At 47.8% G+C, this 19,512-nt stretch carries 17 protein-coding genes; 1 reads left to right on the top strand and 16 read right to left on the bottom strand.

Translation table 11 applies throughout. The features are described from left to right. Positions 1-121 precede the first annotated feature (121 nt). From lgt to polA, 7 genes are all read right to left on the bottom strand, one after another. On the bottom strand, positions 122-1,033 hold the full coding sequence (gene lgt / locus H8S52_RS11885) for a prolipoprotein diacylglyceryl transferase (RefSeq protein WP_118940087.1): 912 nt from the start codon (positions 1,031-1,033) through the stop codon (positions 122-124). A gap of 152 nt (positions 1,034-1,185) precedes the next feature. Further along, a complete protein-coding gene (locus H8S52_RS11880; protein WP_118940075.1) occupies positions 1,186-2,130 on the bottom strand; it encodes a ketopantoate reductase family protein in 945 nt (314 codons plus the stop codon). Between the two features lie 25 nt (positions 2,131-2,155). Then, positions 2,156-3,034 (bottom strand): virulence RhuM family protein, encoded by an 879-nt coding sequence (locus H8S52_RS11875; RefSeq protein ID WP_005655812.1) that lies wholly within the window; start codon positions 3,032-3,034, stop codon positions 2,156-2,158. Between the two features lie 157 nt (positions 3,035-3,191). Further along, positions 3,192-4,295 (bottom strand): redox-regulated ATPase YchF, encoded by a 1,104-nt coding sequence (ychF, locus tag H8S52_RS11870; RefSeq protein WP_005655814.1) that lies wholly within the window; start codon positions 4,293-4,295, stop codon positions 3,192-3,194. A gap of 55 nt (positions 4,296-4,350) precedes the next feature. After that, positions 4,351-4,977, bottom strand: a complete 627-nt coding sequence (locus H8S52_RS11865) for an HD domain-containing protein (RefSeq protein WP_118087008.1) — start codon at positions 4,975-4,977, stop codon at positions 4,351-4,353. Positions 4,978-5,105: 128 nt separating this feature from the next. After that, complete coding sequence (locus H8S52_RS11860) at positions 5,106-5,489, bottom strand: DUF3836 domain-containing protein (RefSeq protein ID WP_005655821.1); 384 nt, start codon at positions 5,487-5,489, stop codon at positions 5,106-5,108. A 277-nt stretch (positions 5,490-5,766) separates the two neighbouring features. Continuing rightward, positions 5,767-8,625, bottom strand: a complete 2,859-nt coding sequence (polA, locus tag H8S52_RS11855; protein ID WP_186909897.1) for a DNA polymerase I — start codon at positions 8,623-8,625, stop codon at positions 5,767-5,769. An 86-nt stretch (positions 8,626-8,711) separates the two neighbouring features. On the opposite strand from polA, the gene H8S52_RS11850 reads away from it, so the two are divergent. Next, on the top strand, positions 8,712-9,686 hold the full coding sequence (locus tag H8S52_RS11850; protein WP_016660996.1) for a polyprenyl synthetase family protein: 975 nt from the start codon (positions 8,712-8,714) through the stop codon (positions 9,684-9,686). 150 nt (positions 9,687-9,836) lie between these two features. Here the strand turns inward: H8S52_RS11850 and deoC are convergent, their stop codons facing one another. From deoC to H8S52_RS11805, 9 genes are all read right to left on the bottom strand, one after another. Next, on the bottom strand, positions 9,837-10,739 hold the full coding sequence (gene deoC / locus H8S52_RS11845; RefSeq protein WP_005655828.1) for a deoxyribose-phosphate aldolase: 903 nt from the start codon (positions 10,737-10,739) through the stop codon (positions 9,837-9,839). Further along, complete coding sequence (locus H8S52_RS11840) at positions 10,729-11,064, bottom strand: nucleotide pyrophosphohydrolase (protein WP_005655830.1); 336 nt, start codon at positions 11,062-11,064, stop codon at positions 10,729-10,731. Before H8S52_RS11840 ends, deoC begins: the two co-directional genes overlap by 11 nt. Next, positions 11,064-11,516 (bottom strand): D-aminoacyl-tRNA deacylase, encoded by a 453-nt coding sequence (gene dtd, locus H8S52_RS11835; protein WP_118087007.1) that lies wholly within the window; start codon positions 11,514-11,516, stop codon positions 11,064-11,066. Before dtd ends, H8S52_RS11840 begins: the two co-directional genes overlap by 1 nt. Before the next feature lie 91 nt (positions 11,517-11,607). After that, a complete protein-coding gene (gene uvrC, locus H8S52_RS11830) occupies positions 11,608-13,428 on the bottom strand; it encodes an excinuclease ABC subunit UvrC (protein ID WP_186909896.1) in 1,821 nt (606 codons plus the stop codon). A gap of 112 nt (positions 13,429-13,540) precedes the next feature. Continuing rightward, positions 13,541-14,065: an adenine phosphoribosyltransferase gene (locus H8S52_RS11825; protein WP_005655836.1), complete on the bottom strand. Its 525-nt coding sequence runs from the start codon at positions 14,063-14,065 to the stop codon at positions 13,541-13,543. A 56-nt stretch (positions 14,066-14,121) separates the two neighbouring features. Beyond that, a complete protein-coding gene (gene mnmG / locus H8S52_RS11820; protein WP_040315934.1) occupies positions 14,122-16,014 on the bottom strand; it encodes a tRNA uridine-5-carboxymethylaminomethyl(34) synthesis enzyme MnmG in 1,893 nt (630 codons plus the stop codon). A gap of 653 nt (positions 16,015-16,667) precedes the next feature. Then, positions 16,668-17,081, bottom strand: coding sequence for an rRNA maturation RNase YbeY (gene ybeY, locus H8S52_RS11815; RefSeq protein WP_005655843.1), 414 nt, complete (start codon positions 17,079-17,081; stop codon positions 16,668-16,670). Between the two features lie 16 nt (positions 17,082-17,097). Then, positions 17,098-18,330 carry a nucleoside recognition domain-containing protein gene (locus H8S52_RS11810; protein ID WP_005655845.1) on the bottom strand — a complete coding sequence of 411 codons (1,233 nt, stop codon included), beginning with the start codon at positions 18,328-18,330 and terminating at the stop codon, positions 17,098-17,100. Positions 18,331-18,355: 25 nt separating this feature from the next. Next, positions 18,356-19,360: a M28 family metallopeptidase gene (locus H8S52_RS11805; protein ID WP_005655846.1), complete on the bottom strand. Its 1,005-nt coding sequence runs from the start codon at positions 19,358-19,360 to the stop codon at positions 18,356-18,358. Positions 19,361-19,512 lie beyond the last annotated feature (152 nt).

Raw genomic sequence — 19,512 nt, 5'->3', positions numbered from 1 at the left:
CCCGTGAGAAACTCTTTGTTTCACGTAGCGGAACAAGAAATATCAAGGCATGGAACTTTCAGTTTCCTTAGGTGGAACTGTCGGTTTCATGCCTTGATACTTTTTTATTGTTGCGGAGTTCTTATTTTCCTGCCGTTTTCTTGCCGTGGAAACACATGAAGTACACTCCGATAAGTATGAACGGAATGCTGAGCCATTGCCCCATATTCAGCGTCATTGCGCTTTCAAAATCCACCTGATCCTCTTTCAGGAACTCGATGAAGAAGCGGAATACGAATATTTCAGTCAGGCAGAGGCCGAAGAAGAAACCGCGGTGGTAGGGTAGGGTAGCGCCGGTTTGCACTGCGGTGGACTTGGCTTTGGTGGTGCTGAAGTCCGTTTCGAGCTTGTTTTCCTGCTGCTTTTGTCCGCGCCTGTACAGGTAGACCATGCCCAGAAAGAAGATGAAGTAGGCGATTGCCTCGTAGAGCTGTGCCGGATGGCGGGGCAGCATATCCACCCGTTCAAAGACGAAAGCCCAGGGCACATCGGCCGGCTTGCCGATAATCTCGGAGTTCATCAGGTTGGCAAGGCGGATGCAACAGGCGGTGACAGGTGTGGCTACGGCTATCATGTCCAGCACATCCATATAGTGCATCTTGGTTTTGCGGCAGTACATCCAGAGGGCGATAATCAGTCCCAGCGTACCGCCGTGACTGGCAAGCCCTTCGTAACCGGTAAACTTCCAGCCGCCGTCCGGCAGGAACTTCACGGGAAGTATCATTTCCCAGAAGTGATTCAGGTAATAATCCGGCTGGTAGAACAGACAGTGCCCCAGTCTCGCTCCTACCAGGATGCCGAAGAAGCAGTAGAAGAACAACGGTTCGAATGTCTTTTCGTCGATTTTCCGGTCGTGGTACTGGCGGTGTACTATTACGTAGGCAAGAGCGATGCCTACCACCCATAACAGGCCGTAATACCGGATTGGAAGGCTGCCGAAAAGGTTGAACAGTTCCGGGTTGGGATTCCAGTTGATAGAGAGGAGAGTCAGCATATTCATAAGCAATTTAAGTTAGTTTATATCTTTGTTTTCGTCCTTCGGAACGTAGCGCAGAATCTGCTCTTTTTGTGTATTGCACGGAAGAGGTTCTGCGCTACGCTCCGGAAGACGGAAACTGTATAAGATGGTGAGGCAAAGGTATAAAATTATTTGAATTTCTCCGCTACCATTCTGTATGTAGGGATGTCGATATTCTGTTCTTCGGCTGCCGCAATCATGTCGAAAAGCAATCCCTGCACTTCGCTTTGGTGGCCGCGCGCCATGTCTTTTTGCATGGAAGCGGTGCTTTCGGGGGCAAGCTTGTCGATTACCTTGAGGTTGTACGCTACGATATCTTCCTCGAACCCGATGCCCAGTTTCCGCCCCAAGGCCGCGCTTTCCTGCGAAAGCCCGATGAAGGTGTCGCGTACTTTGCCGGGCTTCTGCACTTCGCCCATAGGCACGTCGTAGTAAGCTCCGGTAACGGCCATGGCCGAGATGAAAGACCATTTGACGAAGGTGTCGCGGTTGATGTCGGAAGATATGTCGGCCTTGATGCCGCTTTCCTGCAAATCCCGCTGTATGGCTGCCAATGTTTCACGGGAAACAATGGTGTCTTTGTGTGCCCCGTAAACCAACCGGAATATCTTGCCCATTTGCGTGATTTCGCCTTTGCCGGATACGAATCCTACGATGTAGATGCAGCCGTCCAGTACCGTGACGCCGGGAACCAGCCGCTGGATGCGCGGACCTGTGCCATAGACGTTCAGGATGGGGATTACTACCGTGTCCTTGTGTGCGGCGTGCCTGATTAATTCCGTAATGGAATCTACGGAATACCCTTTGACGCATACGAAAATAACGTCTGCCTTGTAAGCGTCCGCCGAAGAGGCGAGGGCGGCATATTCCTCTGCCGTATAAGCCGGAACGGCCAATGTATGCTCGCCTTTTAAATCGGAATGTAACTTCAATCCGTTTTCACGTAAGGCGGCAAGATGTCCGCCACGGGCAATACAGGTGACATCCTTTCCGGCGAGAGCGAGAAATGCGGCTATTGAACCGCCTACGCCGCCGGTTCCTGCAATGAGATACTTCAGGTTGTTATTTTTCATTTGTAGCGTATCTTTAGAAGATTAATTATTTCTGTATTTCTGTCAGCATCCTCTCAATCAGTTCTTGCGGGGAGAAATGCAGTTTTGAAAAAGCAAACCATTTTTTTCCAAGATCTTTCAAGGAAGCCCCTATGTGGAAAACTTCGGAGTCTATGATGAGGAAACGGTCATGAGACTGCTTGTATTCATGGATGGCTATTGCCGGATATTCAGCATTGTGTCGTTGCAGGTCCAATTGCAACTGTTTGGTGAGTTTGGCTGTATATACAGTAGCTTCCACTTTTTCATTTCTCTTACTAAGTATCATAAGGGTATTTTCATCAATATAATTGTCAATGAGAACAATTGTCTTTTGGGCTGATTTTATCAGATTAGAGGCGAAAACATAGGCATCGAAGATTTGTCCTTCAAAAAAGATACCTTCTACGGGTGGAAGGGCGGTACGGACAAAGAAATCTATTTTTTCTTCTATTTGCCCGATACGTTGTTCGTGTTTCGGTAAATCATTGTTTATTCTTTGCTCGATGTTGTTTAGCCGTTTATTAATCGAATATCCTCTCAGCAGGTATTCTTTTAATATTTTGTTTGCCCAACATCTGAAAGAGGTTGCATTTTTACTATTGACACGATATCCTACGGATAAAATCGCATCAAGATTATATATCTTGGTTTTATAGGTTTTGCCGTCCGCAGCAGTTAGTTCCAAAATGGAACATACTGAATTTTCTTCCAATTCATTGCTGTTGAAGATATTTTTCAGATGTTTGGTAATGGCTTGTCTGCCGGTACCGAATAATTCTGCAATTTGTGCTTGCGTGAGCCAAACTGTTTCGTTTTCTAATCGCACTTCGAGCTTGAAGGTTGTTTCTGGCTGATAAAGTACTATTTCTCCTTGCTGTTCCATAAATTTTAGGAGTAAAAAGGATGATTATTGAATTGTCTCGAAATGCCGAATTCAGCTTTATGATTGAGGATGTCGAAATTTTTGATTGCTACATCATTGGCCCTGCCCAAAACATATAGTTTGTCATTCATTTCGACATACCCTCTTCCTGTTATTTTTATACGTTGAAGCGGAAGTGCATGATGTCTCCGTCCTGCACCACGTATTCCTTGCCTTCCACGCCCAGTTTTCCGGCTTCGCGCACGGCGGCTTCACTGCCATACTTAATGTAGTCTTCGTACTTGATGACTTCTGCACGGATAAATCCTTTCTCGAAGTCGGTGTGGATAACACCGGCGCATTGCGGGGCTTTCCAGCCTTTGCGGTAGGTCCATGCCTTTACTTCCATTTCGCCGGCGGTGATGAAGGTTTCGAGGTTCAGCAGGCTGTAGATAGCTTTAATCAACCGGTTGCAACCGCTTTCTTTCAGGCCGAGGTCTTCGAGGAACATCTGCTTTTCTTCGTAAGTTTCCAGTTCGGCGATGTCGGCTTCGGTCTGTGCGGAGATGATGATGAGCTGGGCATCTTCGTCTTTGATAGCCTCGCGCACCTGCTCTACGTATTGGTTGCCGGTGGCGGCGCTGGTGTCGTCTACGTTGCAGACGTAGAGTACCGGTTTCGTGGTGAGCAGGAACATCTGTTTGGCGCATTGCTCCTCGTCATCGTTCTGAGGTATTACGGTGCGGGCACTCTGTCCCTGTTCCAATGCATCTTTGTAGCGGAGCAGGAGTTCGTACTCTACTTTCGCCATTTTATCTCCGCCAACTTTGGCTATCTTCTCTACACGCTTGATGCGGTTTTCTACCGTATCGAGGTCCTTGAGCTGGAGTTCGGTATCGATGATTTCCTTGTCGCGCACCGGATCTACGCTTCCGTCCACGTGTACGATGTTGCCGTTGTCGAAGCAACGCAGCACATGGATAATGGCGTCGCACTCGCGGATGTTGCCCAGAAACTGGTTGCCCAGTCCTTCACCTTTGCTGGCGCCTTTCACCAGTCCGGCAATATCGACAATGTCGCATACGGCGGGTACGATGCGTCCCGGATGAACGATTTCGGCAAGTTTGGTCAGTCGCTCGTCAGGCACGGACACCTGACCCATTTGGGCGTCGATAGTACAAAAAGGAAAGTTTGCCGCCTGTGCCTTTGCACTGGACAGACAGTTGAAAAGAGTGGATTTCCCTACGTTGGGCAGTCCCACTATACCTGCTTTTAATGCCATAAATATATCTTGTTTTTTAATTATTATTCAATTAATTGGCTGCAAAGATAGTCTTTTATCTTTTCTCTTCTTCGAACATGCGGTGAAAAATGCTTTTCAGACGCACCTCATCCGCTATGATGCTTTGCAGTTCTTTCAGCCTTTCGGCGTTCTTTGAGTCGGGAAGCCAAAGTTTAAGGTAGCCGCCGGGTGCGTACTTTTCCATCAGATGTTTGTGAAAACGTTGGTAGTGCCATGCTTCGTCCGCCGCAGGATTTTGTTTCAGTCCGTACTGTACGGTACGGCGCAGGGTGGTGTCTGTGTCGATGATACGGTCGGCTTCGGCCACGATTTTGCCGTAGATGCTGCGCGGCTCATGGTTGCTGGATGCCCGGTGGTCTTCCACGGCTTCCCGCATGATTGCTATCTCCTCTTTGCCGAACCATTGCAGAAGGTTGCTGTCGGCGGCTATGATTTCTCCCGAAACAAGGTGATGCGTGGCGCGGTCGCGGCAAAGCCCTGTGTCGTGATAGGCTGCTATGGTGTAGACAAGACGTTCGTCTGCCTGGGGGTAGAGCTTGGCAAGAGCGAGGCTTTCGTTAATGACTGTTTGTACATGCGAACGGTTGTGTGCCTTGTCGAAGTGTTCGTATCGGGGGATAATCTCCGTTTCGATGTAGTGGATAAGGTTTTGAGGTATCATGCTTCTATGTTTTTACTGGAAAGCAAAAATACAAAAAGAGCCGGAACAAATACATTCCGGCTCTTCAGTTTATGAAAAGGTTTTGGGTTATTATTAGTAGAGTATCTTTATGAGAGAAAATGAATGGATTACATATTGGGATTATCCATTGTTATTGTCATTTCAGGGATAAGAATATAGGTATTCTTCTTATTGCTCCATTTATAATAAGTAGTAGTTATGGATTTACCTTGATAGGCATAGCGGATGCACATGTCATGAGTCCATGCGTTTTTTACGGCATTCCATTTCAACGCTTCGCTTTCTGTTATACGCTTTTGGTCATCGTATTTATAATTGTACTTCATATAGTTGGCAAGCGTACTGCCATCCATCTTGTAAACAGTTTCGGCAACTTTCATTCCATTTACTTCTTCCGAATTGTAAATAAGGTTACTTTTGTTGTCTGCTGACGCATTCATTCCACACACAAAAAGAAAAGAGAATAAAATCAAAGTTTTTAAAGTTTTCATGATTTATGTTTTTTAGAGTATTACTTACTATTTTCTATCATATATTTCTTAAAATCGCTGCAAAGGTACGCATATAATTGACATAAATAAAATATATGACTAATATTTTATCAAATTGTCAAAAACAACAAGGATGATATGCTTTCTTTTTGGAGCGGTTTGTGAATAAAAAATATCCGGCAGCAAAGGTGCCGGATATTCTGATGAGCAAACTGTATTTTAAAGCGATTGCTTCTGTTGCTTTCTGATTGTAAGTTAAATAAAGTTATCGAGCGGATTAGTGCGCTTCCAGCCAGTTCTTTCCCCACCCGAAATCGGCTTTCAAGGGTACCAGCATGCGATATGCCCGTTCCATCTCTTCGATTACAATTTTTTGTATAATCTCTTTTTCTGCCTCGGGAACGCTGAAATTCAGTTCGTCATGGACCTGTAAAATCATCTTTGCTTTCAGATTGTTACTTTGAAGGCGCTGGTAGATGAGCGACATGGCTACTTTGATAATGTCGGCAGCACTTCCCTGAATGGGAGCGTTAATGGCATTGCGCTCTGCATAACCGCGTACTACGGCATTCCGTGAGTTGATGTCGGGCAGGAAGCGCTTGCGGTGGAAGATGGTTTCCACATATCCGTTTTCGCGCGCCACCTGTATGCTTCTGTCCATGTATTCCTTGACTTGCGGGTAGGTTTCAAAATACCCGTCTATCAGTTCTTTGGCTTCCTGACGGGGAACGTTCATACGCTCCGCCAGCCCGAAGACAGAGATGCCGTAGATGATGCCGAAGTTGGCTGTCTTGGCTTTGCGGCGCATATCGGCGGTTACGTCATTAATATCCACCTTATATATTTTGGCGGCAGTGGCGGCATGAATGTCATAACCGCTGAGGAAGGCATCAATCATATTCTTGTCCTGGCTCAGATGTGCCATGATGCGCAGTTCGATCTGCGAGTAGTCGGCAGAGAAGAACTCGCATCCGTCATCGGGAATGAAGGCTTTGCGGATTTCCTTGCCGTCCTCGTCACGAATGGGTATGTTTTGCAGGTTCGGATTGCTTGAGCTGAGTCGTCCGGTAGCGGTTACCGCCTGGTTAAACGAGGTATGGATACGTCCCGTATGCGGATTTATCAGCTGGGGCAATGCATCGATGTAGGTACTTAGCAGCTTTTTCAGTCCGCGGTATTCAAGTATCTTACCGATGATTGCGTGTTTGTTCCGAAGGCTCTCGAGTACTTCCTCGGAAGTGACATACTGTCCGGTCTTGGTTTTTTTGGCTTTCTCTACGATTTTGAGTCTGTCAAACAACACTTCGCCTACCTGCTTGGGTGAGCCGATATTGAAGGTTTCGCCACCTGCCAGTGCATAGATTTCTTTTTCAATCTCCTGCAGGCGGAGCGTGAAATGCTCGGACGATTGTTTAAGCGCTTCCGTATCGATACGCACTCCGTTGCTTTCGATGTTGACGAGCACCGGTACGAGCGGCATCTCTATTTCGTAAAAGAGATGTTCGGCAGCGTGCTCTTTCAGTTCTTTTTCGAGTACGTTCTTCAGTTTCAGTGTAACGTCCGCATCTTCGCAAGCGTAGCGGTATACGTCTTCCGGCGGAAGGTCGCGCATGTTCTTTTGGTTCTTGCCTTTGGCTCCTATAAGTTCGTCGATGTGGATGGTCTGGTAGTGCAGATAGATTTCGGCAAGGTAGTCCATATTGTGCCGGAGCTCCGGTTGCAATACATAATGGGCAAGCATGGTGTCGAAAAGTTTTCCTTTTACCTGTACTCCGTAGTTTTGAAGGACAATCATATCGTACTTGATATTTTGTCCTACTTTCATGGAATTTTCATTTTCGTAAAGAGGGCGGAACTCATTGACGATTTTTAACGCTTCGTCACGATTTGCCGGAACGGGTACATAGTAAGCCCGGTTTTCGGCATCACTGAAGCTCATTCCCACTAGTTCCGCTTCCATCGGTTCGGTTCCGGTGGTTTCCGTATCTATTGAGAGAATTTCTTTTGTAAGTAACTTTTGAATAATTTTCTTTCTTTTCTCTTCTGTATCAATCAGTTGATAGTCTACATCGAGCGTTTCTAAGCGCGTGAGAATCGAATTTTTTGCATCACCCGTCCCGTTGTCCGCAAAATTTGCAAACAAATCGCCTTGAACCGGAGCGTTGTTTCCGGAAGTTGTGCCGTCGGTGGGTTGGGCAAACAAAGTTCCCGCATAAGGATCGGGCGAAGCGGAACTGGAAGAAGAGGGAAGGGGAGAGCCTGTCTTTTTCAGGACACGGTCGATGAGGGTACGAAATTCCAGCTCTTCAAAAATCTTGCGGAGCTCTTCTTCGTTCGGCTCTTCGCGGACGAGTGTGTTCATGTCGAGCTTGATAGGTACGTCCACTTTGATGGTTGCAAGGAATTTGGAGAAAGCAATCATTTCCCGGTTTGCCTCTACTTTGGTTTTAAGCGCACCTTTCAGCCGGTCGGTATGGGCAAGCAGGTTTTCGATGCTGCCGAATTCAGCCACCAACTTTTGTGCGGTTTTCTCTCCCACGCCCGGACAGCCGGGGATGTTATCGGAAGAGTCGCCCATCAGTCCCAGCATGTCGATGACTTGCTCTGTGGACTGAATATCGAACTTCGCTTTTATCTCCTCGATACCCATGACTTCGAATCCGCCACTGTGTTTGGGGCGGTACATGAATACATTCTCCGATACCAGTTGGCCATAGTCTTTGTCGGGCGTCATCATGTAAGTGACAATACCTTGTCTGCCGGCTTCGGTGGCAAGCGTGCCTATTACGTCGTCGGCTTCATAACCGGGCACTTCCAGGATAGGAATGCGGTAGGCACGGATAATATCCTTTATAATAGGTACGGAAAGACGGATAGCCTCGGGAGTCTCTTCCCGTTGCGCTTTGTATTGTTCGTAAGCCTCGTGGCGGAATGTAGGTCCCGAAGGGTCGAAAGCTACTCCTATATGTGTGGGATTTTCCTTTTTCAGCACCTCTTCCAGAGTGTTTACAAACCCCAGAATGGCGGAAGTGTTGAATCCTTTGGAGTTGATTCGCGGATTTTTGATGAACGCGTAATAAGCACGGTATATCAATGCGTAGGCATCAAGCAAGAAAAGTTTATCGGTTGAATTCATATATTTATCCTTTTTTTCATGGTAAAAGTACAAAAAAATACCGTATTAACCGTTTTATTACTATTTTTGTGCTCAAATAGCGATGTATGGACAGTATATCCTTCATAAAATCCCCGATTTCTGCGGAGTTGGAAGACTTCAAAAAGCATTTTGATAGTTGCCTTTCCAGTTCTAACCTTTTGCTGAACAGCGTGATTGCGCATATACGGCAGAAGAATGGGAAGATGATGCGCCCGATTCTGGTTTTGCTTGCGGCGAAGCTGTACAATGAGATTTGTCCGGCAACGCTTCATGCTGCGGTTGCTTTGGAGCTGCTGCATACGGCAAGCCTGGTGCACGATGATGTGGTGGACGAGAGTACCGAACGCCGGGGGCAGCTCTCCGTGAATGCCGTTTTTAATAATAAGGTGGCGGTGCTTACGGGAGATTATTTACTGGCAACGGCTTTGGTGGAAGTGGGGATGACGCGCAATTACGGCATTATCGATATTGTTTCGAAGTTGGGACAGGATTTGGCGGAAGGGGAGCTGTTGCAGCTTTCCAATGTCAGCAATCCCGAATATTCCGAGGATATTTACTTTGATGTCATCCGCAAGAAGACGGCCGTACTGTTTGCCGCGTGCATGAAAGCGGGTGCGCTTTCGGTGGGAGCTGGCGATGAAAAGGCGGAATATGCACGTCTCTTTGGCGAATACATCGGTCTTTGCTTTCAAATCAAGGATGATATATTCGATTACTACGAAAGCAAGGAAATCGGCAAACCTACCGGCAATGATATGCTGGAAGGAAAGCTGACCTTACCTGCACTTTATGCCCTTAATTCAACCCGCGACAAGCAGGCGCAGGAGATTGCCGCGAAAGTAAAGAGCGGAACGGCTACAACTGATGAAATAGCCCGATTGATCGAGTTTTCCAAGGCAAACGGCGGCATTGAATACGCTACGAAAGTTATGATTGAGTTTAAGGAAAAGGCGCTTTCGTTATTAGCTTCCATGGAAGATACGGATGTCAAGAAAGCGCTTGTTTGCTATCTTGATTACGTAGTGGAACGCGAAAAATAAGTTTGTTTTTTATACAATAAAGACGGAATATCTATCAAAGTTTCTTTTATATCCCGTCATTCAAAAACGAAGCGAAGAACCTTTTCTCCTTATATAGAGAGCAGGTTCTTCGCTTTGTTTTATATAACGGATATATCAACCGTATTCCTCTTAAAAGAATTTCATTTCTTCGCCTTTGATTTCCGACAGCAGGAGATTTGCCAGACGGCTGGTTCCCAAACGGAACAATCCGTTGTTCAGCCATTCTTCGCCCAGCACTTCTTTTACAATGGTGTAGTAGATGAGCGCATCGTTTACGCAGTTGATGCCTCCTGCCGGTTTGAAACCTATCTTGTTGCCCGTCAAAGCATGGTATTCCTTAATAGCCTGACACATTACGTAGGCTGCTTCCGGAGTGGCGGCAGGCTGCTGCTTGCCGGTGGAAGTCTTGATGAAATCGGCTCCGGCATACATGGATAGGATAGAGGCCTTTTTGATATTGGCTGCCGTTTTCAGCGCGCCTGTCTCCAGGATAACCTTCAGGTGATGCTCCTTGCAGGTGGCTTTCAGCTCCTGTATCTCATCGCACATGGTTTCATAGTCGCCGCTTAGGAACTTTCCTACGGAGATTACGATGTCTATCTCATCCGCGCCTTCCATGATTGCCATGGCGGTTTCGGCTACTTTTACTTCTATGAAAGTCTGTGAAGAGGGGAAACCTGCCGATACGCAGGCTATCTTTACGTCTTCCACTTCCAGCGTATCCTTAACTACTTCCGCAAAGTTGGGATATACGCAGATGGCCGCTACGTTCTTCAAATCGGGAAATTCTTCGTCAAACTGGTTTACCTTTTGGGTGAATTTCATGACGCTTTCATCGCTGTCCGTACTGTTGAGCGTGGTCAGGTCAATGCAGTTGAACAGGAACTTCTTTACTTCCGGAGTATTGTTTGCAGGGACTTTCTCTGCGATTATTCCGGCTACTTCCGCTGCCACTTCCGCATCATTCAAATTGGTGTTGTACTTCGCCAGAGCGGCATCGTACTTGCTCTGTGTAGATTCGTTATTCTCCATGGTCGGATAATTTAGGATTATTGATATGTCTTGCCTGGTCGCGTTTGGTTTTCTTCTCGATGCTGCGTGCAAATGCTTCGGTGATGTCTACACCGGTCTGGTTGGCAATGCAGAGAAGTACCCAAAGGACGTCCGCGATTTCTTCTTCAACGTTGTCTTTCTCTCCTTCCTTAAAGGACTGGTCGCCGTATTTGCGTGCCATAACTCGTGCCAGCTCGCCGACTTCTTCGGTCAATACGGCCATATTGGTGAGCTCGCTGAAGTAACGTACTCCGTATTTTTTTATCCAGGAGTCCACTTCTTGTTGTGCTTCTTTTAACGTCATTATTCCTTGTTTTTTGTATCCATACAGATGGTCACAGGGCCATCGTTTACTAATTCTACCTTCATATCGGCTCCAAATTCGCCGGTACCTATCTCTTTACCTAATGCAAAACTCAATTCCTTGCAGAATTGTTCGTACAGCGGAACGGATATTTCCGGTTTTGCCGCCCGTATGTAAGAGGGGCGATTGCCTTTCTTGGTAGATGCGTGCAGCGTAAACTGGCTGATTACCAATATCTCACCGTCAATGTCGAGTATGGATTTATTCATAACGCCATTCTCGTCGTCAAAAACACGCAGGTTGACAATCTTTTTACACAACCAGTCGATGTCTTCCTTGCCGTCCGTCTCCTCTATGCCTACCAATATCATAAATCCTTTGCGGATGGCGGACTTACAGGTTCCGTTGATTGTGACAGACGCATGCCCGGTACGTTGTATAACTACTCTCATGTTTTAGCCCTAAAAAATTATTTTGCAGGTTGCAAAGTTACGAATAAATTCGTGATTGCCGCGGTGTGGGACAAGAATTTGTATTGAAGGACTATTTGTCTGTAAAATAGTCCTTTATGATTTTCGCTTTCGCCTCGCCAATCACTTTGACAATATCTTCCGCCGATGCCTCCTTGATACGTTTTACGCTTTTGAACTCCTTTAGCAGAGCGTTCTTTGTCTTTTCTCCAATCCCTTTTATCTCGTCTAAAGCCGAAGCTACCTGCCGCTTGCTGCGCTTGTCGCGGTGGAAGGTAATGGCAAACCTGTGTACCTCGTCCTGTATCTGCGTCAGCAGACGGAAAAGGGGAGAGTTTTGTTTCAGTCCGATGGTCTGCGGCGGGAAACCGTACAGCAGTTCCGATGTGCGATGCTTCCCGTCTTTGGCAAGTCCGGCAATGGGGATGTCAAGGTTCAGTCCGTCGACAACCTCTTTTACGGCGCTCATTTGCCCTTTTCCGCCGTCGGTGATAAGAAGGTCGGGCAGGGGAGCGTTCTCCTCGATAGCGCGCTGATAACGCCGTTTTACAACCTCTTTCATGGATGCATAGTCGTCCGGTCCTTCCACAGTCTTGATGTTATATTTCCGGTAGTCTTTCTTGGACGGCTTTCCTTTGATGAAGACAACGCATCCGGCAACAGGGTCCGAGCCTTGGATGTTGGAGTTGTCAAAACACTCTATCCGCATAGGCAGCCTGTCGAGGTGCAATTCTTGCTGGATTTCCTTTAAAAGGCGTACCGTGCGTTGTTCCGGATTCAGCTTTTCCGCTTGTTTCAGACGGTCGGCCTTATATTGTTTAACGTTAAGGATGGAGAGTTCAAGCAATTTCTTCTTATCACCGCGTTGCGGGATGGTAAAGATGACGTCTTTAAGCTCCATGTCCAGCTCAAAGGGCACGATGATTTCGCGGGAAAGGCTCTTGTACCGTTCGCGCATTTCGATAATGCCCAGTGACAGGAGCTCCTCTTTCGTTTCGTTCAGCCGTTTCTTGTACTCAAAGGTGAAAGCCTGGTTGATAGCCCCGTTTGTGATATGCAGATAGTTGATGAATGCGGACTTTTCATCGGTGTCTTCCTCGATGGAGAACACGTCGATATTGTGCAATACGTTGCTTACCACTTCCGATTTAGAACGGTAATTTTCCAGCAGCAGATACTTTTCCTTGATTTTCTGTGCCTCTTCAAACTTCATTTCCGCCGCAAGCTCCTGCATCTGCTGATACAGCATCCGCTCTATCTCCTGGGTATTTCCCTTGAGTATTTCCTTTATTTCAGCGATGTTTTTGAGGTATTCTTCCTGATTCTGCTTGCCTATGCAGGGGCCTGCGCAGTTCTTGATGTGATATTCCAGGCATACATTGAACTTCCCTGCCCGGATGTTTTCGGGCGAGAGATTCAAGTTGCAGGTGCGTAGCGGGTACAAATGCTTGATGAGGTCGAGCACTGCATACATGGATGGTATGTGGCTGTACGGGCCGTAGTAGGAAGAACCGTTGCGTATGATTCGCCGCGTCTTGAATACGCGGGGGAAATATTCGTTCTGCACGCAGATGGACGGGTAGGTCTTGTCGTCTTTCAGCAGTACGTTGTAACGGGGTTTGTATTTCTTGATAAGATTGTTCTCCAGCAGCAAGGCATCCTCTTCCGTGTTGACCACGATATACCGGATATCTGCAATCTTGCTCACCAGTACCCGTGTCTTTCCCGGTTCATGTTCTCTGTTGAAGTAGGAAGAGACCCGGCGCTTCAGGTTTTTTGCTTTCCCTACGTATATAATCGTTCCCTCGGCATTCAGATATTGGTAAATACCGGGACTTTCGGGAAGGTTCAGAACGATACCCTTCAGGTAATCATTTGTTTTTAGCTCGTCCATATCGTAAGAAAAAGGTGGTAAAGAAAAAGGTGGTAAAGCAATACGATGCCAAGAGCATGCGGCGATACATTCTCGTGCAGCGATGTGATTGCTTTACCACCCGGTTGTTTCTTTAGAGTGTCAATACCGATTCTACATCTACATCTTTGCTGAATATATCCTTTCCATGCAACTCTTTCAATTCGATAATGAAGTTTACATATACCTTTTTAGGGTTCAGTTTCTTCACCAGTTTGCAGGCTGCTTCCATTGTTCCGCCCGTAGCCAGAAGGTCGTCGTGCAGCAATACTACATCGTCCGGCTCAATGGCATCCTTGTGGATTTGTACCGTATCTTTGCCGTACTCTTTGTCGTAGCTTTCTTCGATTGTTTCCGCAGGCAGCTTTCCGGGCTTGCGCATGGGTACGAATCCTGCGCCTAAGCGGGTGGCGAGAATGGGGCCCATGATGAAGCCTCTGGATTCTATACCTACCACTTTGGTTATCCCTTTATCCTTGTACATTTCATACAGGGTGTCCGAAAGCTCTTGCAGTGCCGACGGGTTTTTAAACAGAGTGGTCACATCGTAGAATAAAATCCCGGGGATGGGGAAGTCGGGAATTTCCCGAATGGTCTTGGCAAGTGTTTCTTTGCTCATAATCAGTTTATTTAATACGTTTATTGAATTCTTTGTTTCACGTGGAACGTTGCTTCTTATCGCCCGCAAAGCACCAGCAGCACGTTGATGTCGCTGGGAGACACTCCCGGAATTCGGCTTGCCTGGGCTATCGTTTCCGGGTCTATCTTCACCAGCTTCTGGCGGGCTTCGGTAGAAAGAGACTGGATGGAATTATAGTCGAACCTTCCTTTAATCTTTATGCTTTCCAGCCGTGCCAGTTTGTCTGCTATGATTCGCTCGCGTCCGATATAGCCTTCGTACTTGATAAGTATTTCCGCAGCTTCGACTATTTCGTCTCTTCTGTCTGCAACTTTATCCTGTTCCGTAATCTTGTCCAGTTCCCGACGGAAAGCGCTGACATGTTCTGCCATGTTTTCCAAGGTTACTTGCGGACGGTTTATTAAGTCTACCAACTTGCATCCCTGGCGGAGCGGGGTAGTGCCGAGCTGTTCCAGCACCGGGTTGATTAATGCCGGTTTCATCGAATAACTCCGGGTGAACTCTATGATGCTTGTAACGGCTTCGCGCTTGCTCTTTAATAGTTCGTAGCGGTCTTCTTTGGCAAGTCCCAGTTTCCAGGCTCTTTCGGTCAGCCTCATATCGGCATCGTCCATGCGGAGCAGGATGCGGTATTCCGCACGTGAAGTAAACATGCGGTAAGGCTCATCGACGCCTTTGGTAACCAAATCGTCGATTAATACGCCTATATAGGCTTCGTCGCGTGCCAGAGTGAATGGTTCTCCGCCGTGGCAGTTGATATGCGCGTTGATACCTGCAATGATTCCTTGTCCGGCAGCTTCTTCGTAGCCGGTCGTTCCGTTTACTTGTCCGGCAAAGAATAGGTTCTTGATTTTCTTCGTTTCCAACGTATGTTTCAGTTGGGTGGGATCAAAGTAATCGTATTCTATTGCGTAGCCGGGGCGGTAAATCACGAGGTCGCGGAATGCCGGAATCTTTTTCAGCGCTGCAATTTGTATGTCCATCGGCAGGGAAGAAGAGAAGCCGTTCAGGTAAAGTTCCTGCGTCGTTTCACCTTCCGGTTCCAGGAAAAGCTGGTGCTGTTCCTTGTCGGGGAAGGTTACGATTTTGGTTTCTATACTGGGGCAATAGCGGGGCCCTATACTTTGAATCTGCCCGTTGAAAAGGGGAGAATCCGGCAGCCCTTCACGAAGGATGCGGTGTGTTTCCTCATTGGTGAAGCAGGTCCAGCACGGCAGTTGCTTCAGGTGGCGTACGCCGTTGTTCATAAAGGAGAATTTATGGAAGTCGTTTTCTCCTTCCTGAATCTCCATATCTTCGTAATGCACGCTTCGTCCGTCGATGCGTACGGGAGTTCCTGTTTTCATTCGCCCGTATGTGATGCCGTGCCGGGCGATGGATTCGGTCAGTTGGTAAGATGCGGGTTCTGCCATGCGCCCGCCCGGAAGCATGGTGCGCCCTACGTGCATCAGTCCGTTCAGGAAAGTTCCGGCAGTCAGTACGACGCATTTGGCGCGGAAGGTCACTCCCCAAACAGTGGTGAGTCCGGTTACCTCGCCGTTTTCAACGAGGATTTCCTGTACGGTGTCCTGCCAGATGTGCAGGTTGGGAATGTTCTCCAGAATCTCGCGCCATGTCCAGATGAATTTGTTGCGGTCGCACTGTGCGCGCGGACTCCACATAGCGGGGCCTTTGGAGCGGTTCAATATGCGGAACTGGATAGCCGTTTTATCGGTTACCAATCCCATATATCCGCCTAAGGCGTCTATTTCGCGTACAATCTGTCCTTTGGCAATACCTCCTACGGCAGGGTTACAACTCATCTGTCCTATCTTATTCATGTCCATTGTGATAAGACAGGTCTTTGAACCCAGGTTTGCGGCGGCGGCAGCGGCTTCACAGCCGGCATGTCCGGCGCCGATTACGATAACGTCATACTTAAACTCCATTCGTTCAATCTCTTTTAAAACCATGCAAAGTTACTAAAAAGTTATTTTGTAGCCGCGATTTATCTCCTTTCCTTGTGAATTCTTAGGAAATACCTCGCGGGTTTCTTTCCGTTTTGCCTGTATGTAATCTTCTTTCGCCTTGTATATAATCTCTTATTCGTTTAAGGAAAATATCCGAAAGGCAGGTTCTTTTCTTCGTCCCGCAGTTGCGGGACGGACGGTTGCCGGCTGCGGGCCCGGCAGCCCGCAATTGGCAACCGCGGAGCCTGCAATTGGAAAACGCAGAAAGTAACGTGGTAAAGCGGTATTATATACGGTGCAAAACAAAGAAAAGAAAGAGGGAATGGAACATTTATCTACGGGATTAGCTTCCCGATTGCCCGTATAAAACCTTTTCAGACCTCGAAAATCGTTGAAAAAGTCGCTTATATGGAATTTCTGATTATTGGGTTAATGCATTGACCCATAGTGTATAGTCTGTTTTTGAGGGTGACGACCGATTGTTTGTCATCACCCTTATCATGTTGGTCGTCACATCCGCAATCCCTCTCTGGTAAAGGGATGCGAGGTGGTTAGTGACGAGTGACGAGAGATTGTGCAAAAAAACGATAGGGGGGAGAGTTGAACTTTGCTTGCCGATACGCCTTTTGATTTTATCGCATGGCGAGCGCCTTGTTTTCGGCGGCTTCCATGATTTCCCGTTCTCCCGGTCCTTTGTCGTTGATGCCGCAAAGGTGCAGGATGCCGTGGATGATGACGCGATACAGCTCCCGTTCGTAGTCATTGCCGGCAAACTGTTCGGCGTTGGTGCGTACCGTATCCAGGCTGATGAAGAGGTCGCCGCTCAGGCGGTTGCCTTCGCAGTAGTCAAAAGTGATGATGTCCGTGTAGTAATCGTGCTGAAGGTACTGGCGGTTCACTTCGAGGATTTTCTCGTCCGAACAGAAGATGTAGGCTATTTCGCCGATTCTCTTGTTGTAGGTGGCGGCAACGGCTTTGATCCATTCCGTTGTTTCGCGTTTCTTGATTGCGGGCATTTCGATGCCGTCTGTCTGATAACTTATCATACTATTTCCAGTTTTTTTAAAAGAAGAATATATAACTGATGATGATAGCGGCGATGATACCGGAAAAGTCGGCTATCAGGCCGCAGGTGACGGCGTTGCGGGTTTTCGTGATGCCTACGCTGCCGAAGTAGACGGCAAGGATGTAGAACGTGGTATCCGAAGCGCCGCGTGCCACACAGCTCATGCGGCCGACAAAAGAGTCGGCGCCGTATTGTTTCATTGTATCAATCATCAGTCCGTTGGCTCCGCTGCCGCTTAACGATTTCATCAATGCAGTGGGCAGCGCACCTACAAACTCGGTGTCCGCTCCGGATAATCCGACGATGTAACCGATGCCGTTTACGATGATGTCCATCGCTCCCGAAGTGCGGAAAACGGCGATTCCAACGAGGAATGCCACCAGATAGGGAACGATGCGTATGGCGGTTGTAAATCCTTCCTTGGCGCCTTCGATGAAAGCATCGTACACATTAATCTTTTTCCATAATCCCCATAGGATGAAAAGCAGGATGATGGTAAAGAGAATGATGTTGGCAACCAGCGTGGAGTAAACGCCCATTTCTTCGCGGCTTACTTGGGTGAACAGGTAAATAAGCCCGGAGAAGAACAGGCTGATGCAACCGATCAGAATAAGAATGGGTTTGTTCAGCAGGTTTATCCGTTGCGCAATGCTGACGGCGGTGACACCGACAATGGTAGAGATGGCGGTAGTAATCAGCGTAGGGATGAAAATGTCCGTAGGCTGCGCAGCGCCCATTTGCGAGCGGTACATCATGATGCTGACGGGTATCAGTATCAACCCGGACGTGTTCATTACCAGAAACATAATCATCGGGTTGGTAGCGGTATCTTTTTTCGGATTCAGCTCCTGAAGCTCTTTCATGGCTTTCAGTCCCATCGGGGTGGCGGCATTGTCCAGCCCCAGCATGTTGGCGGAAAGGTTCATGAAGATAGAACCCATGGCGGGGTGTCCTTTGGGAATTTCCGGGAAGAGGCGGCAGAACACGGGACTCAGCCAGCGCGAAAGCGCGTTTATCATACCGCTGTTCTCGCCGATTTTCATGATGCCCAGCCATAAGGATAGAATACCGGTGAGCCCCAGTGATATTTCGAATGCGGTCTTGGATGAGTCGAATGTAGAGTTGACAAGTTCCGTAAATATCTCCGTGTCTCCCATAAACAGGAGTTTGCAGAGTGCCACAATGAAGGCGATTACGAAAAATGCTACCCAGATGTAATTTAAAACCATGTGTCCTTACTCTTCTTCTTAAATATTAATAGTTGCTTTCGTTGGCAAGATTCCATACGTTGAGGAAGGATGCCTTGGTTATTTCCACGACTTTTTCCCAGTTCAGTAATGCAGCGTGGTCTGACGGCTGGTGATAGTCGGGATGGCCGTCGGTGTGATACCAGATGACGGGGATGCCCGAACGGGCGAACGAGGCATTGTCACTTCCGCCCACGGGGTTGTCCCAGGGACGGTAGTCGGGTTGCAGTTGCAGTCCGTAGCGGGTGATGTCCCGTTTCAGCCATTCGCCGAAGGCAGGATGGGCGGCTGTGTAGAAGTAGACTACGTGCTGCGGTTGTTCGGGCTTGTTGTTACGCCCTATCATGTCGAAGTTGAGATAACCCTTTATCTGTTTGAGAAACGGGCAGTGCTGTACGAAATGTTTTGAACCGAGCAATCCTTTTTCCTCGCCGTCCCAAAAGGCGAAGATGACATTTCTCAGCGGCTTTTCTCCGCTGAGGGCAAATGCACGTGCTATCTGCAATACGGCGGAGACGCCGGATGCGTTATCATCCGCACCGTTGTATATCTTATCGTCCGCCAGCGTTTCGTCTACGCCCAGGTGGTCGAAGTGAGCGCCTACAATGACATATTCATCGCTGCGCTTGCCGGGAATGTATGCCAGCACATTATCCATTTTCAGGGAACGGTGCGTGCCTTGTTTCAGTACGGCAACGGAGTCGGGGTGTACCTGCCAGCGTCCGCGTTGCTGCCTTTCCTTGGCGTATGCCTCGAAAGGCTGGTAATAGCCGTTCTTGTCCAAAGGGCGGATACCGGCTTCTTTCAGGCAGGATACGATGTAGCGGGCTGCTACCCGCGAACCATGCATGCCTGCTTCGCGTCCTTGCAGTTCGTCATCGGCCAGAAACTCCACAATGGCTTCTGCGGAAGTACGGTTGATGCTTTGCAATCCTTTTTCGAGCGGGGACTGTGCATGTAGCGACAGGGCGGAAAACAGGAAACAGGCGGTTCCTAAAAATACTTTATGCATGGCGTTCCGTTTTTAGTGACTAAAGTGTGTATCTGTTGCAAAATTAAAGATAACTTTTCATAGTTTCTATAGATTTGTCGTATTTTTGTATGTTGGCAAGGCAATTCAAGTACATGTAAATCAAACGGTGAGTGATGGGAAAAGGGAAAATC

It is taken from the genome of Bacteroides sp. NSJ-48, assembly GCF_014287405.1.
In the GTDB taxonomy this organism is placed as follows: domain Bacteria; phylum Bacteroidota; class Bacteroidia; order Bacteroidales; family Bacteroidaceae; genus Bacteroides; species Bacteroides stercoris.
Note: the sequence above shows the minus strand (reverse complement) of the source record. Positions and strands in the feature narration are given on the sequence as shown.

Coding starts and splice junctions, on each gene's coding strand:
- lgt (WP_118940087.1), bottom strand. CDS start 1,033: ATGCTGACTCTCCTCTCTATCAACTGGAATCCCAACCCGGAACTGTTC.
- H8S52_RS11880 (WP_118940075.1), bottom strand. CDS start 2,130: ATGAAAAATAACAACCTGAAGTATCTCATTGCAGGAACCGGCGGCGTA.
- H8S52_RS11875 (WP_005655812.1), bottom strand. CDS start 3,034: ATGGAACAGCAAGGAGAAATAGTACTTTATCAGCCAGAAACAACCTTC.
- ychF (WP_005655814.1), bottom strand. CDS start 4,295: ATGGCATTAAAAGCAGGTATAGTGGGACTGCCCAACGTAGGGAAATCC.
- H8S52_RS11865 (WP_118087008.1), bottom strand. CDS start 4,977: ATGATACCTCAAAACCTTATCCACTACATCGAAACGGAGATTATCCCC.
- H8S52_RS11860 (WP_005655821.1), bottom strand. CDS start 5,489: ATGAAAACTTTAAAAACTTTGATTTTATTCTCTTTTCTTTTTGTGTGT.
- polA (WP_186909897.1), bottom strand. CDS start 8,625: ATGAATTCAACCGATAAACTTTTCTTGCTTGATGCCTACGCATTGATA.
- H8S52_RS11850 (WP_016660996.1), top strand. CDS start 8,712: ATGGACAGTATATCCTTCATAAAATCCCCGATTTCTGCGGAGTTGGAA.
- deoC (WP_005655828.1), bottom strand. CDS start 10,739: ATGGAGAATAACGAATCTACACAGAGCAAGTACGATGCCGCTCTGGCG.
- H8S52_RS11840 (WP_005655830.1), bottom strand. CDS start 11,064: ATGACGTTAAAAGAAGCACAACAAGAAGTGGACTCCTGGATAAAAAAA.
- dtd (WP_118087007.1), bottom strand. CDS start 11,516: ATGAGAGTAGTTATACAACGTACCGGGCATGCGTCTGTCACAATCAAC.
- uvrC (WP_186909896.1), bottom strand. CDS start 13,428: ATGGACGAGCTAAAAACAAATGATTACCTGAAGGGTATCGTTCTGAAC.
- H8S52_RS11825 (WP_005655836.1), bottom strand. CDS start 14,065: ATGAGCAAAGAAACACTTGCCAAGACCATTCGGGAAATTCCCGACTTC.
- mnmG (WP_040315934.1), bottom strand. CDS start 16,014: ATGGAGTTTAAGTATGACGTTATCGTAATCGGCGCCGGACATGCCGGC.
- ybeY (WP_005655843.1), bottom strand. CDS start 17,081: ATGATAAGTTATCAGACAGACGGCATCGAAATGCCCGCAATCAAGAAA.
- H8S52_RS11810 (WP_005655845.1), bottom strand. CDS start 18,330: ATGGTTTTAAATTACATCTGGGTAGCATTTTTCGTAATCGCCTTCATT.
- H8S52_RS11805 (WP_005655846.1), bottom strand. CDS start 19,360: ATGCATAAAGTATTTTTAGGAACCGCCTGTTTCCTGTTTTCCGCCCTG.